This window comes from Rhizobium sp. BK212 (assembly GCF_014197475.1).
Lineage (GTDB): Bacteria > Pseudomonadota > Alphaproteobacteria > Rhizobiales > Rhizobiaceae > Rhizobium > Rhizobium anhuiense.
Genome location: NZ_JACIFS010000002.1, coordinates 257,439 through 271,535, shown reverse-complemented (window position 1 = coordinate 271,535; position 14,097 = coordinate 257,439). Strand labels below are relative to the sequence as shown.

The following is a 14,097-nucleotide window of genomic DNA, read 5'->3' as shown; positions in this document are numbered from 1 at the left end:
CGACAGGCGTTAAGAATGCGACATGCGCTACACATTCGCCATTGGCGATATCCATGGCTGCATCGATCCGCTGAACAGGATGATCGATCGGGTCGAAGCCTATGCGCCTGAAGGGACAGTCGTCTTCCTTGGCGACTATATCGATCGCGGGTCTGACAGCAAAAACGTCCTCGACCGCATCATTGCCGGCACGGCCGACCCATGGCGATGGATATGCCTGAAAGGCAATCATGAGGACATGATGGTCGCTGCCTATGCCGACAGCGGCAGCCGAGCCGTATGGCTCGGCAATGGCGGGCTCGAGACCGAAATATCCTATGGCGGCAGAGTTTCGCCCCAGCATCTGCAATGGGCGGCTGATCGTCCGCTCATGCATGTCGACCGGCATCGCATCTTCGTCCACGCCGGCGTCGATCCGGCGTTTCCGCTGGAACGGCAGAGCGAGGACGATGTTCTGTGGTTGCGGTTCCCTCCCGGTGAATCCAGCGACTATTGGGGCAAGCACCTGGTCCACGGCCATACGCCGTCACTGTCCAACCCGGTGACGACAGGAAACCGCACCAACATCGACAGCGGCTGTGTCTTCGGCGGCAAGCTTTCCTGCGCGGTCTTCGACGACGAGGTTGCCGGCGGGCCGATCGACTTTATCGAGGTGAGGGCATGAACTTGGGCGCGTCGGTAAGGGCGTAAAGCCGGAGACGCGGAATGGGAGCCGCGCGGAGCGCGGAAGCCTTTCGCTCCGCCGCGCTCCGTCAGCAGAAGTTTGGCGAGAGCGCTACCCCATCTCTCTTTTCCCAGCGGGGAGAAGAGAGATGGGGTGCGGCAGAATCCTCACTTCCGGCCCTGCCGGCCGGCGACGAGCCGCAGCCAGGGCGCTAGATGGAAACCGCCCATCAGCAGGTACATCGGCACCATTCCCCCGATCGGGAAGGCATCAGGCGTTGTCATACACATCATGTCGGTGCTGCCGGTTGCTGCCGTCAGCAGCGCCATGATCGCGAATGTTGGGGAGGCGGCGAATGCTAGCCACTCGGCGGCGTGGGCGGCGAGCCGGCCGCCGGCGCTAGCCACACTGCTGCTCGGCTTATCAGTTGATCCGACTGCGGCGGCGGCCAGCGAGAGCCATTCGGCGTTGCCGTCGCCTCTCTCCGGGGTAGGGGTGGAAAGCAGCATCGCAGTCACTCCTTGCCGTAGCGGTCGTGATGGCGCCACCAGATGCCGGTTTCGTTGCGGCCCTTGGGGGCGCGGTCGAGCCATTGGTACATGCCCCAGAGCCCATCCAGCCCGCGGGCATAGCTGGAATAGCTGTGGTAGACCGTGCCATCGATGAGCTCGAAGGCGCTGACGCCCGGCCGGTCGCGGGTGTAGGTCGCGACATCGGTGCCGGTCATGGCGGCGATCTGAGCGACCGGACCCTCGCTGCCGGGCGACTGCCATTCTTGCACGGTCTTGCCGGCGAGCGGTTCGGGAGCGGGGAGCTCTTGGCGGTAGTTGTATTCTATGCCGCCCTGGTGCTGCTGCTCGGCAGAGAACCAGACGCAGAAATCGCCGTTGAAATCGCTGCCGAGAGAGGAGGCCCAGGGAAAACTCCAGTCCATGCGTTGCTTGAAGGCCTGAAGTTTGGGCAGTGGCGCACGCGAAACCGCCCAGAAGGCGACGTCGTGGTTTTCGAGGTGGACGAAGAAACCGTTGAAACCGTCGGCGATCGAGGAGCAGGAGGGGCATCCCGCGCTATAATCAGGCCCGAACATGAAGTGATAGATGAGAAGCTGCGAGCGGCCGCCGAAGAGGTCCTTCAGTGAGACTTTGCCGTCGTCCGTATCGAAGCGGTATTCCTTATCGATTCTCACACGCGGCAATTGCTGGCGCTTGAGCGCCAGCGCGTCGCTCTGCCGGGTCAGCGCCTTTTCCTCTGCGAGCAGGTCGAGCCTTGCCGTCAGCCATTGCTGCCGTGTTGCGTTCAGCTGTGTCGTCATGGGTCTTCTCCTTTGCCTGTCTGTCGTCGTAGCATCCGGCGCGAATTGGTTGCCGGGTCCTGAACAGATTACGGCTGGGCCGGGGAATGGCGGGAGTGACAAGTGTGACGGGATTTGAATGGACTCGCTGATCACAGCCGCGGCGCAGGCGCTGGCATCGGGTGATGCGCTGGGCGCGCTGAAGCGGGTGGCGCTGCGTGACGACGCGGCGGCGCTGGCGCTGCGCGGCATCGCGATGGCGCAGCTCGGCGATCTCGTCCGCGCCAAGGCGCTGCTGAAGAGTGCTGCGCGCGCCTTCGGCCCGCGCGAGGCGCTGGCGCGGGCGCGTTGCGTGGTTGCCGAGGCCGAGATCGCGCTCGTCTCGCGAGATCTTCTCTGGCCGCCGAAGGCGCTGGAAGCGGCGCGCAAAGTGCTGGAAGCGCATGGCGACAGGGTCAATGCCGCGCATGCGGGCAATGTCGCCATTCGCAGGCTGGTGCTGATCGGGCGTCTCGACGAGGCCGAACGCGCGCTTGCAGCACTCGATCCGACGCCGCTGCCGCCGGCTCTGCGGGTTGCCCACGAGCTGGTGGCCGCCGGAATCGCCGTCCGGCGCCTGCAAACGCAGGCGGCGCGTGCGGCGCTCGCCCGGGCAAGGGTTGCGGCGCGCGCGGCCGATATTCAGGCTTTGACGGCGGAGGTCGAAACTGCGGCCCTCGTGCTCGACACGCCGGCGGCGCGGCTGATGTCGCGCGGGCAGGAGCGCTTGCTGCTGCTCGGCGAGGTGGAAGCGCTGCTCGGTTCGGGCACGCTCGTCGTCGATGCCTGCCGCCATGTGGTGTGGAATGCGGGCGCCGCCGTCTCGCTGGCGACGCGACCGGTGCTGTTTGCGCTTGCCCGTACGCTGGCCGAAGCCTGTCCGGGAGATGTGACGAGGGGAGCGCTCATCGCGCGCGCCTTCCGCGGCAAACACGCCGATGAATCGCATCGCGCCAGGCTGCGGGTCGAGATTGGCCGGCTGCGGGCCGAACTGCGAGGACTGGCGGAGGTTTCAGCGACGAAGCGCGGCTTTGCGCTTTCGCCGCTTGGCGCCCAGGATATCGCGGTGCTGGCGCCGCTCGTCGAAGGTCAGCATGGGGCAGTGCTCGCATTCCTCTCCGATGGCGAGGCGTGGTCGAGCTCGGCCTTGGCGATCGCGCTCGCTGCCAGCCCCCGCACCGTGCAGCGGGCGCTGGATTCCCTTGCGGGCGAAGGCAAGGTGCAATCGCTGGGGCGCGGGCGGGCGCGGCGCTGGATGAGCCCGCCGCTGCCGGGTTTCCCGACGATCTTGTTACTCCCCGGACCGCTGCCCAGCGATTAGTGTGGGCTGACTGATTGTGATGCCCGAACCATAGGGATGGAAGAGATGAAGAAATCGGCTGCGAATATCCTGCGTGAATATGGACCTTTTCCCGGCGCTGAGCGCGTCAATGGCGTCACCTTCGACGGCGAGCACGTCTGGTTTGCCTCGGGCGACCGCCTGAACGCGCTCGATCCCGAAAGCGGCGAGGTGGTGCGCTCGATCGAGGTCGCATCCCATGCCGGGACGGCCTTCGACGGTGAATTCCTCTATCAGATCGCCGAGGATGTCATTCACAAGATCGAGCCGAAGACCGGCCGTATCCTCGCCACCATCCCGGCGCCTGGCAATGGCGGCGATTCCGGCCTTGCCTGGGCCGAGGGCACGCTCTGGGTCGGCCAGCATCGCGGCCGCAGGATCCACCAGATCGATCCCGAGACCGGCAAGATCCTCCGCACCATCGAATCCAACCGCGTCGTGACAGGCGTCACCTGGGTCGACGGCCAGCTCTGGCACGGCACCTGGGAGGGCGACGACAGCGACGTCAGGCGCATCGACCCGGAAACGGGAGAGGTGCTGGAACGGCTCGACATGCCCGAAGGCACCGGCGTCTCCGGCCTCGAATCCGACGGTGCCGACCGCTTCTTCTGTGGCGGAGGCGGCAGTGGCAAGATCCGCGCGGTGCGCCGGCCGGCGTGAAGCCCGGAAGAATTTCGGTCGAGTGAGCGATTGATTTCGTCATGGGACGATCTACTTTCGCGGCAGTGTCGAAGCTTCGGGGGGCGGTCGAGGGCTCGACGCAAGCGGCATGACCGCGGGGAGAGACTTTGAAATATCTGCGCACGACACTTGGGCCTAAGAGCAAATCCGAACTTGGGATGATCCTCCCGCACGAGCACGTCTTCGTCGACCTCAGGACGCCGGACCAGCCCGGTTATGCCGAAGCATACATTGAAGACGTCGTTCGGCTGATGGCCCCCGAAATCGAACGGATCAAGAAACTCGGGGTGACGGCACTGGTCGAATGCTCGACGGGCGGCGTCGGACGCCGTGCGGATATCGATCTTGCCGTGTCGCTCGCGACGGATTTTCCGATCGTTGTTCCCACCGGCAATTACCGTGAACCCTGGATTCCCGAATGGGTTCGCCATGCTTCCGAGAAGGAGCTGGAGGCGTGGATGCTTCGCGAGTTGACGGAGCAGATCGACGAGACCGGGTTCCAGGCAGGCTGGATCAAGCTCAGTGCCGGCGATGACGGCATGACGGCGCTCGAGACAAAAATCCTGCGGGCAGCCGCGCGCGCCGCGACGCAGACAGACGCCGTCATCGGCAGTCATACGATCAGGGGACGGGTCGTCATGGATCAACTCGATGTCATCGAGGCGGAGGGCTACAGGGCCGACAGATTCATCTCGATCCATACGCAGGAAGAAAAGGACTTCGCCTATAACGTCGCCGTGGCCGAGCGAGGCGCCTGGATCGAGTATGACCATGTCGGCCGGGCCGAAGATAACGAGGTGGCGGATCTGGTCATCAAGGCGCTGGATGCCGGCTGCGGCGACCGCCTGTTGTTGAGCCATGACCGGGGCTGGTTCGATCCGGCACTGCCGATGGGCGGGACACCCAAGCCGTACACCCATCTTTCCACGGTCTTGCTGCCCGAGTTGAAACGGCGCGGCATAGACGACGGGACGCTGATGCGCCTGACTCACGGCAATCCGTTCGAGGCTTTCGCCCGATAGGGGATGGCTGGGCTCATTGCGTGCAAGGGCATTTGTTCCAAGTTCAGGCCGAAATGATGATCAGCCGGACTCGCCCCGTTCAAAAATCGACGCGATACCAGGATCTATGAGAAGCCGCGCTCGTCGAACAAAAGCGCCATGCTGATCGCATCGATGAACCGGCCGTCGATGCGTGCCGCCCGTCGGACGATGCCTTCGCGGGCAAATCCGACCTTTTCGTAGAGAGCGATCGCACGGGCATTGTCCTCGTAAACATCGAGTTCAACCCTGGCAAAACCGCTTTTCTGTGCGGCGCTCAATGTCGTCTCGATAAGCCTTCGTCCCAGACCCTTGCCCCGATAGGCAGGAAGGATACCCATTCCTAGGTTTCCACGATGGGCATGCGACGGGAAAAAATGACGGCTGATGTCGCACCAACCGATGACTTGGGTTTGAGCGGTGGCAACGAAGTGAGGATTGCCTTTTGCAATCATGCCGATCACGAACTCCCGCGTCTGCGGCAGAGGAGTCGCTTCCAGCATAGACAGGTATCTTTTCTCCCGCGCGACCAGGTCGAGTGCGTGATGAAAACTATCGATGTGGGCGGCAGCGATCGGTTCGATCCTGATATCCGACGTTTCCAGCGATGCGGGAGCATCCAAACGCTTCTCCTTCGGAGATTGTGAAATGCCTATAGGAGACATGTTGCGGACCTGCACGGGAGCGCATAATTCACGGTCCGTCAACCTTTGCGTGTCAATTTCTCGGTGGCAGTCGCCATCAAAAGGTTGCAGGTATTGAAGGTCAGACTCACATCCCACATTACGTTTGTCCTGGTAACGCTCACCTGTGCTGCGGCCGTGTTGCTGTGCGGTTTTGCGTGGCTCGCCGCAATCAAGGTCGATGATATCTATTTGCGCCGACAGGCCGATTTCGTCCGACAGGGACTGGAAGAGCAGATCGCAGCACTTCCCCGTGAGCAGGAAAGCGTCACCAAATGGGACGATGCCTTCCTCTATGCCAAGCAGCGGAACCATGAATGGCTGCTCGACAATGTCGGGCGGTGGACGAGCCAGTATTTCGCGCACGACAGAACCTATATCTTCGACGATGCCAATCGCCTGATGTTTGCGTTCCGTGACGGCGCTGATGCGATGCCGCCGCGGCTCGATGACGACGACGGCAAAGAAATGACCGCTCTTGCCGGAGAGATGCGTGCCGCTCTCGTTGAGCGGGCTGCAGAGCCCGGCGCCGAACCGATTGGTCAACTGGCCACGGTTCGGACGATCATGATCGGCAAAAGGCCGGCGATAGCAAGCGCGCGTCCCATTCTGCCGAGTTCGACCAGGATGCAGATCGAGGCGGGCCAGGAGTTCATCGCCATCTCGGTCAAGTTCATCGATGGAAAAACTGCCGAAAGCATCGCCCATCATGCGCTGCTCGAAGGATTGCATTTCGCGTCTTCGAAAGGTGAGGACGAGCGGGCGCAAGTGCCTGTGTCATCGCATGACGGCGGCACGATCGGCTATTTCGTGTGGCCTCCCATCCGGCCCGGATACATGCTGCTTCAGCAGATCGCGCCGGCGGGGCTCGGTTGTCTGGCGCTGCTGATCACCGTCGTGTTCTGGCTGGGACGAGGTCTGCATCGCACCTCGCTGACCCTGCTGGACAGCCAGGCGCAACTCACCCATCACCGCAACCATCTGGAAGAGATGGTGGCCGATCGAACGGTCGAGATCGAAAGGCAGAGAGAGGAACTGGATCGCCTGCTGGTGCACGAACGCCAGGTGAATGCGCTCCAGCGCCAGTTCGTCGCCATGGCCTCGCACGAGTTTCGCACACCGCTCGCCATCATCGACGCCGCTGCCCAGCGGCTCTGCCGCTCGACGACCAACGTCAGTGGCGATTACGTTCATGAAAAAGCAGGCGTGATCCGCAGCGCGGTGGTGCGCATGGTCGATCTGATGGAGAGCATTCTCGCCAGCGGCCGGCTCGAAACCGGACAGATCACGCTGAAGCGCAGCGAAGGCGATCTGAAAGCCCTGCTCGTCACCTGCTGCGACAGGCAGCGCCATCTCAGCCGCTCGCATGTGTTTCATCTCGATCTCCAGCCGATACCCGATGTATTGACATTCGACCGCAGCGCCATGGAACAGGTCTTCACCAACCTGATTTCGAACGCCGTCAAATATTCGCCCAACGCGCCCGACATTCATGTCCGCGCCCGGGCTGACGAGAAGACGGTGGAGATCGCCATCTCCGACAGCGGCATCGGCATGGATGCGGAGGATCTGCCGAAGCTGTTCCAGCCCTATTACCGCGCCCGCAGCGCCACGGGCATTGCCGGAACCGGCATCGGCCTCAACGTCGTCAAGCAGGTCGTCGAACTGCATGGCGGCACCGTCGAGGTAAGCAGCGAGCTTGGCAAGGGCACAACATTCACCATTCTTCTGCCAATAGCGTTCCTATTGTCGGATCAACAAGTCGCAGCTTAAGGAAGAGCTCATGGTTACAGTCCTGTGCATAGAAGACGAAGTCGAGATCCGGAACCTCCTCGTCGAAGAACTGAGCGAAGCCGGCTACAAGACGCTCGAGGCTTCGAACGGCGCCGAAGGGCTGGAAATGATCCTGTCGAAATGGCCCGACATCGTCATCAGCGACATTTCAATGCCTGTCATGGATGGGCACCAGCTTCTGGCGGAAATTCAGATCAACCACCCCGAGCTCTCCAACATCCCCTTCATCCTGCTGACGGCGCTGACCGACCGGGAAAACACGCTTGCCGGCTTACGCGGCGGAGCGGCGGACTATCTGACGAAGCCGCTCGACTTCGATCTGCTGCTCGCCAAGCTCGAAGGCTGCGTGACGCGTCTTGCCAATGACAAGGCGGTTCACCGGTCGTTTTGATCGTTGCGGGCGGAGACCGAGAGAGCCTCACTCAGAGGTGCTCCGCAGGAGGCTCCGCCCTGCGGGCTGCGCGCCTCAATGATGAGGGCGTTGGTGAATGCCACTCCGGAAGCGTTGGGGGTGCCGCCCTCATGAGAGGGCCTGGACGCAGTGAGAAGAAGGCGCTTGAGCCTGTGCCTCCGACCTCCATTGTCCTCGTCCTGCCAGTGCATCGCCCAACACCTCGAACACCCGCGGATCGAGTGTTTGAGACACGTTGAAGCGCATGAAATTGGTCGCCGATTGCGACAGGCTGAATGCGTTTCCGGGAGCCAAAACGATCCTCATTTCCAATGCAGCGCGCGCCACATCGGCCGCATCGATGCCCTCGGGCAGCTGGCACCAGAGGAACATCCCGGCCTGTGGCTCCAGCCACGGCGTTATCCCTAAGCCCTTCAGTCTGGCCGAGACCTCGCTCATCGCCCGAGAGAGCCGGTGTCTCAGCGTCTCCATGTGTTTGCGATAGCTGCCGTCGCTCAGGACGTTCAGCACCAGTTCCGCCGTCAGCCGGCCGCCGCCGAAGGAGGTGGCGATCTTGAGATCTGTCAGTCCGTCGATCCATTCCGGTTTTGCCACGACGAAACCGCAGCGGGCCGAGGCCGACAGGGTCTTCGAGAAGCTGCCGATGTGAATGACCCGCTCGAGCCCGTCGAAGGCGGCAAGGCGGGGCGCCGGCGAATATTCGAAATCGGCGAAGATATCGTCCTCGATGATGGTCAGATCGAACTGCTCGGCGAGTTTTAGAAGCCGGTGGGCCGTCACGGGGGAAAGCGTTGCGCCTGTGGGATTGTGGATGGCGGAGTTGGTGATGTAGAGCCGCGGCCGCTCTTCGGCGACGACTTGCGCGAACAGTTCGATATCGGGACCGGACGGGGTATAGGGGACGCCGACGATCTTTGCCCTATGGGCGCGCAGCAGCGCATGGAAGTTGAAATAGCAGGGATCGTCGACCAGCACCGTGTCGCCGGGTTCCAGCAGGAAACGGCAGAGCAGATCGATTGCCTGCGTGCCGGAATCTGCCAGCATGATTTGCTCAGGGGAGGCTTCGATCCCCCGTTCACCCATGCGCCGCGAAATCAGCTGGCGCAGTTGCGGCAAGCCGAGCGGCGAGCCGTAGTCGGCGAGGGCCGGCCCGTCGGCGCGGGCAAGCGTCCTCAGCCCGCGGCGCATCCCTTCCCCCGGCAGCCAGGAGGGTGGCAGCCAGCCGCAGCCGGGCTTCAGGTCTGTTTCATCAGCCTCCAGCGATTGCCGCGATATCCAGAACGGATCGACGGCGCGGTCGAGCTTCGGTCCGCTCTGCGCAAGCGCAAACGGGGCTGCCTGGTTGGCGACATAGAACCCCGAACCCGGTCTTGCCAGGATCGCGCCTTCGGCGACCAACCGCTCATAGGCGTCGACGACCGTCGATGTCGACAGCTTCAACGTCGCCGCCAGCCCCCGGACGGACGGCAGTCTTGCGCCCGGCGTCAGGCTGCGCCCGGCAATGCGTTGCCTGATCGTCGCGACGACCATCTCTACGCGTGTGCGTCCTTCATTCATCTGTATTGCTTTCCGCACCATTACAGTTTCACGAAATCGTATCAGACTGTTACTGTCATGACTATCGCCGTTGGCCGATAAGAGATGGGAAAAGAAGGAGTGCAGCGCATCATGGACCGCATGGCATCGGGATGGATCAATGGTTTTATCGGGGTGGTGATCTTCAGCGGATCGCTGCCGGCGACGCGCGTGGCGGTGATGCAGTTCGATCCCGTCTTTCTCACCGTGGCGCGCGCGGCGATCGCCGGCATTCTCGCCCTCGGCCTGCTGATCGCTTTCAGAGAGAAACGGCCGAGCGGGCGCGATACCCTCTCCCTTGCCGTCGTCGCGCTCGGCGTCGTGGTCGGCTTTCCCTTGCTGACGGCGCTGGCGCTGCAGCACGTCACATCAGCTCATTCGATCGTTTTCGTCGGCCTGCTGCCGCTGGCGACGGCGATCTTCGGCGTGATCCGCGGCGGAGAACGCCCGAAGCCGGCATTCTGGCTGTTTTCCATCCTGGGCAGCGCGCTGGTGGCGGGCTTCGCGCTGGCGCAAGGGCTGACTGCGTCACCGATCGGTGACCTATTGATGCTGGCGGCGATCATCGTCTGCGGCCTCGGCTATGCCGAAGGCGGCAGGCTTTCGCGCACGCTCGGCGGCTGGCAGGTGATTTCCTGGGCGCTGGTGCTGTCGCTGCCGGTGATGGTCGCGGTCGCGCTTTTGCATCGGCCGGCAAGCTTTTCCGGCATTGAAACGCCTGCGCTGCTGGGTCTTGCCTATGTCTCGCTGTTTTCCATGCTGATCGGCTTCATCTTCTGGTATCGCGGCCTGTCGCAGGGCGGCATTGCCGCCGTCGGCCAGCTGCAGCTGCTCCAGCCGTTTTTCGGCCTGGCGCTTGCTGCCACCCTGCTGCACGAGCCTGTGACCTGGGCCATGCTCGCCGTCACGGTCGCCGTCATTCTGTGCGTGGCCGGCGCCCGCAGGTTTGCGCGGTAGCGGTTGCTCCGGTCACGGCAAGTGGTTGGAAGTGACGGTGCGGTGACCACCAGCCGACATGTCGACAGTCACAAAGCCGCCGCTCAATCGTCAGCAAATCGCCCCGTTGCCGCCGCACCGTGCCCTCTTAAAGGTTCCATCGTCGCGACCTCGCCAGCCCCAACGGCTGAGCGATCGACCGAGGCGGTTCTGCTGCCGCTCAAATCATGCACGTGAAAAGGAACGAATATGATCACTCGTTACACACCCGTCGCAACGATGACCGCTGCGGTCTTCAGCCTGCTTGCTTTCAGCCCGGCATTCGCTGTTGATATGGCCCAGGCGCAACAGCAGCCGCCGGCACAAGGCCAGGCGCCGATGCAGGGACAGACCGGTGGCAACGGCGCGGCCGCACCCGTCAGCGATCAGAAAATCGAGGCCTTTGCCGTTGCTTATCTGCAGGTCGACAAGGTCCGCCAGGAATATTCGGCCAAGATCGGCGCGACGAAGGACGAGGCTGCCAAGCAAAAGCTACAGGATGAAGCCAAGAAGCAGATGGTCGATACCGTCGAAGCCTCCAACGGCATCTCCGTCGAGGAATATTCCTCGATCCTGACCGCCGCGCAGAGCGACCCGGCCCTGGCCAAGAAGGTTCTGGAAAAGATCGGTACGCCGCCGCCGGCGGCGCCAGCGCAACAGCAGCAATAAGCTGCCCGCCCTAGAAAGCAGTGCCCGCCGTTTGGCCGGGCGCTGCTTCAAGCCCTTGGTGTCTCGTGCCTTCAGAGCCGATCGAAAACCTCGGGCTGCAATTTCCGGATCTTCATCAGATGCTGCAGCGTGTACGATAGCGACAGAGCGTCGTCGAGCCCGTCATGCGCCTGCAAGGGAGGATGGTCGACGTTGTAGTAGTCGGCCAGCTTGTTGCTGGGCGTCTTTGCCAAATCCTCGATCGGCATGCCCGCTGCGATGAGAAGCTTGACGGCGTTGTCGAACCGGCGGGCCGGGATGGAAGGCTGGATGCCTGCGACATAGCAGCTGATGGCCACCATGTTCATCTCATCCTTACCCCAGGACCAGAACCGGGCGCCGCCCGAGAAGCTGTCGACACCGGAAAGCGCATCCTCCAGCGCCACGCCATGGGCGTCGATATCCTCTTCGGTGATGCCGGTCAGATGGGTGAAGTATGGATCGAGCGGATACCGCTTGCCGAAGCGGTCGACGGGCCGGACGTAGGACTTGTACGTGCCAAGGATCGGAAACTCGCCTTCGAGTCCGAGCTTGACGGCTCCGATCTGCGCAATGACAGGATCGGGATCGTGGGCCGCGCACCAAAATCTGCGCTGCGAGCCTTCGAGGCAAAGAAATTCACAGTCGAATATGATGGCGGTCTTCATGGCCGACGTTCCCCTCGTAGTTGGAGCTTCGGACTGAATACCCTCCATCGTGGCCCGACAAGTTCTCTATAACAGGCATCAGCGATCCGTTCGTCCTATGCGTGTTTCGACAATTTCGCTCACCTGTTTTCGTCCACCGTGGCCGAGGTGGAGGTCGGTGCCATCCTGGCCTGGCTTCCCGTAATTGCCGCTGCCCGCCTGACGGAAGGCGTCGCAGACGAAAATGACGCGCTGCTGCGGCTGGCCGAGGCGAACGGGTATCATTGAAAGGGCTTGGCATCCACAGTCTGTGCGGACCGTCGGTCCGAGACGTTGCTCTCGACAATGCCGGCTTTGCGCAAGAGCATCCAAAATCCGCGCGTGTATCCAAAGGGCGTTGAATAATTGTGTTTTATCAAGGGAATTTACTCTTTCCAAACCATGCCGGCCGTCAATTCGCGGTTGTCCGATGGGCGGGGTCTGCACGACAAGCTGCTATGAATACGGGTTTCGGAGACGGATTCCCGCGCCACATCAGTTACCGAAGTTCTGTCTCTAAGAGGTGCCAATGTCGAACTATTCCCATGCCCCCACTGGTCATCAGGCTCATGGGCACCCGACACCCGGACAGGCCGATGCCGGGTCGCAAAACCGGAATATCGAACGTCGCCTCGAATTCATGGGGCTCGACCAGCAAGGGCGTGCCGGGATCCGTTCGCTGAAAGCGCTGATCGAGCGGGAATTGCCGCATGGTCTCGACAAATTCTATGCGCAGTTGCGCAACAGCCCCGAGGTCAAGCGCTTCTTTTCGTCGGATGAGCATATTGCCAGAGCCAAGGGCGCCCAGGTGGGGCATTGGGCGAATATATCCGATGGCAACTTCAATGAGGACTACGTCGCCAAGGTCCGTACCATCGGCACCGTTCACGCGCGTATCGGCCTGGAGCCCAGATGGTATATCGGCGGCTACGCCATCCTTGTCGACCACCTGATCAAGAGCGCTGTCGAGGAGATGTTTCCAAAAGGCGGAATGTTTTCCAAGAAAACCATGAAGCCGGCGGACTTCGCAAAGGCGTTGGCAAGTCTGGTCAAGGCCGTGATGCTCGATATGGATCTGGCCATTTCGGTCTATATCGACGAAGCGGAAATCGCCAAGCAGAAGGCCCAGGCGGAAGCGATTGCGAGCGAGCAGAAGCTTGTGAGTGACTGTTTCGGCAAGGCGATGTCCGCCATCGTCGCCAAGGATGTCAGCTATCGCATCACCGATGACCTGCCTGCCGCCTATCACCAACTGCGTGACGATTTCAACCACGCGCTGGATCAATTGACGAGCACGATCAGCGAGATCGATTCCGCCGCGTCGCAGATCCATGCCGGATCGCAGGAGATTCGCTCCGCCGCCGACGCGCTTGCCAAGCGCACCGAGCAACAGGCAGCTTCCATCGAGGAGACTGCTGCCGCGCTCGAAGAGATCACCACGACCGTCAAGGATTCCAGCAGGCGCGCGGAGGAGGCGGGGCAGCTGGTTTCAAAGGCGCGCGCCGGTGCGGAAAAATCCGGCCAGATCGTCCAGCGGGCGGTTACCGCGATGGGCGCGATCGACAGTTCATCGCGTGAGATTTCCAGCATCATCGGCGTGATCGACGAGATTGCTTTCCAGACGAACCTGCTGGCGCTTAACGCCGGCGTCGAGGCCGCGCGCGCCGGTGAGGCCGGCAAGGGATTTGCCGTCGTCGCCCAGGAAGTCCGCGAGCTGGCCCAGCGTTCGGCCAAGGCGGCAAAAGAGATCAAGGAATTGATCAATACCTCCGGCGAGCAGGTCAAGACAGGCGTTTCGCTGGTTGGGGAAACGGGAGAAGCGCTGGCTGTCATCGTCGATGAGGTCAAGGAGATCGACCATCATATCTGCTCGATCGTCGAGGCGGCGCGCGAACAGGCGACCGCGCTTGCCGAGATCAACATGGCCGTCAATGCCATGGATCAGGGCACGCAGCAAAATGCCGCCATGGTGGAGGAATCCACGGCCGCAAGCCATGCTCTTGTCCGGGAGATCGGACGGATCGCGGAAATGCTCAGCCAATTCCATATCGGCAAGAGGTCCGCATCTTCCGCTCCCCCAAGGCTGGCGCCGGCGAAGCCGACGGATGCGGGGTCTCCCGCGCGCGAACTCAAGGCCAGGGTCGCCAAGGCGTATCAGACACAGGGCAACGCGGCGCTGGCGAGCGGCCAGTGGGACGAGTTCTGAGATCGTCACCTAGCGGGCGCTCGGA

Annotated in this window: 14 protein-coding genes; 9 read left to right on the top strand and 5 right to left on the bottom strand. The window is 62.3% G+C overall.

The annotated features are described in order from the left end of the window. Nucleotides 1-22 precede the first annotated feature (22 nt). Nucleotides 23-664: a metallophosphoesterase family protein gene (locus FHT79_RS06355; RefSeq protein WP_183903080.1), complete on the top strand. Its 642-nt coding sequence runs from the start codon at nt 23-25 to the stop codon at nt 662-664. A gap of 167 nt (nt 665-831) precedes the next feature. On the opposite strand, the gene FHT79_RS06350 is transcribed toward FHT79_RS06355, so the two are convergent. Next, nucleotides 832-1,173, bottom strand: a complete 342-nt coding sequence (locus FHT79_RS06350) for a hypothetical protein (RefSeq protein ID WP_028758209.1) — start codon at nt 1,171-1,173, stop codon at nt 832-834. Nucleotides 1,174-1,178: 5 nt separating this feature from the next. After that, nucleotides 1,179-1,976 carry a thioredoxin family protein gene (locus FHT79_RS06345; protein WP_028758210.1) on the bottom strand — a complete coding sequence of 266 codons (798 nt, stop codon included), beginning with the start codon at nt 1,974-1,976 and terminating at the stop codon, nt 1,179-1,181. Nucleotides 1,977-2,094: 118 nt separating this feature from the next. Between FHT79_RS06345 and FHT79_RS06340 the strand changes: the two genes are divergently transcribed. From FHT79_RS06340 to FHT79_RS06330, 3 genes are all read left to right on the top strand, one after another. Beyond that, nucleotides 2,095-3,315 carry a hypothetical protein gene (locus tag FHT79_RS06340; RefSeq protein WP_028758211.1) on the top strand — a complete coding sequence of 407 codons (1,221 nt, stop codon included), beginning with the start codon at nt 2,095-2,097 and terminating at the stop codon, nt 3,313-3,315. A 45-nt stretch (nt 3,316-3,360) separates the two neighbouring features. Further along, nucleotides 3,361-3,993 (top strand): PQQ-binding-like beta-propeller repeat protein, encoded by a 633-nt coding sequence (locus FHT79_RS06335; RefSeq protein ID WP_028758212.1) that lies wholly within the window; start codon nt 3,361-3,363, stop codon nt 3,991-3,993. Nucleotides 3,994-4,121: 128 nt separating this feature from the next. Next, entirely contained in the window at nt 4,122-5,036 is a 915-nt protein-coding gene (locus FHT79_RS06330; protein WP_028758213.1) for an esterase, read from the top strand. A gap of 104 nt (nt 5,037-5,140) precedes the next feature. Here FHT79_RS06330 and FHT79_RS06325 read toward each other — a convergent pair whose 3' ends face one another. Then, a complete protein-coding gene (locus tag FHT79_RS06325) occupies nt 5,141-5,677 on the bottom strand; it encodes a GNAT family protein (protein WP_183903315.1) in 537 nt (178 codons plus the stop codon). Between the two features lie 87 nt (nt 5,678-5,764). Here FHT79_RS06325 and FHT79_RS06320 point away from each other — a divergent pair, with 87 nt between their 5' ends. Further along, nucleotides 5,765-7,510, top strand: coding sequence for an ATP-binding protein (locus tag FHT79_RS06320; RefSeq protein WP_183903079.1), 1,746 nt, complete (start codon nt 5,765-5,767; stop codon nt 7,508-7,510). A gap of 10 nt (nt 7,511-7,520) precedes the next feature. Continuing rightward, nucleotides 7,521-7,922 (top strand): response regulator, encoded by a 402-nt coding sequence (locus tag FHT79_RS06315; protein ID WP_003560657.1) that lies wholly within the window; start codon nt 7,521-7,523, stop codon nt 7,920-7,922. A gap of 129 nt (nt 7,923-8,051) precedes the next feature. On the opposite strand, the gene FHT79_RS06310 is transcribed toward FHT79_RS06315, so the two are convergent. Continuing rightward, nucleotides 8,052-9,521, bottom strand: coding sequence for a PLP-dependent aminotransferase family protein (locus tag FHT79_RS06310; protein ID WP_246713937.1), 1,470 nt, complete (start codon nt 9,519-9,521; stop codon nt 8,052-8,054). 90 nt (nt 9,522-9,611) lie between these two features. Here FHT79_RS06310 and FHT79_RS06305 point away from each other — a divergent pair, with 90 nt between their 5' ends. Next, entirely contained in the window at nt 9,612-10,475 is an 864-nt protein-coding gene (locus FHT79_RS06305; protein WP_028758216.1) for a DMT family transporter, read from the top strand. 228 nt (nt 10,476-10,703) lie between these two features. After that, on the top strand, nt 10,704-11,162 hold the full coding sequence (locus tag FHT79_RS06300; RefSeq protein ID WP_047610662.1) for a DUF4168 domain-containing protein: 459 nt from the start codon (nt 10,704-10,706) through the stop codon (nt 11,160-11,162). Nucleotides 11,163-11,233: 71 nt separating this feature from the next. Here the strand turns inward: FHT79_RS06300 and FHT79_RS06295 are convergent, their stop codons facing one another. Then, a complete protein-coding gene (locus tag FHT79_RS06295; RefSeq protein ID WP_028758218.1) occupies nt 11,234-11,848 on the bottom strand; it encodes a 3'-5' exonuclease in 615 nt (204 codons plus the stop codon). A gap of 547 nt (nt 11,849-12,395) precedes the next feature. Here FHT79_RS06295 and FHT79_RS06290 point away from each other — a divergent pair. Next, the gene (locus tag FHT79_RS06290; protein ID WP_028758219.1) at nt 12,396-14,072 is read left to right on the top strand and encodes a globin-coupled sensor protein; all 1,677 of its coding nucleotides are present in this window, start codon (nt 12,396-12,398) and stop codon (nt 14,070-14,072) included. The last annotated feature ends 25 nt before the right edge of the window (nt 14,073-14,097 follow it).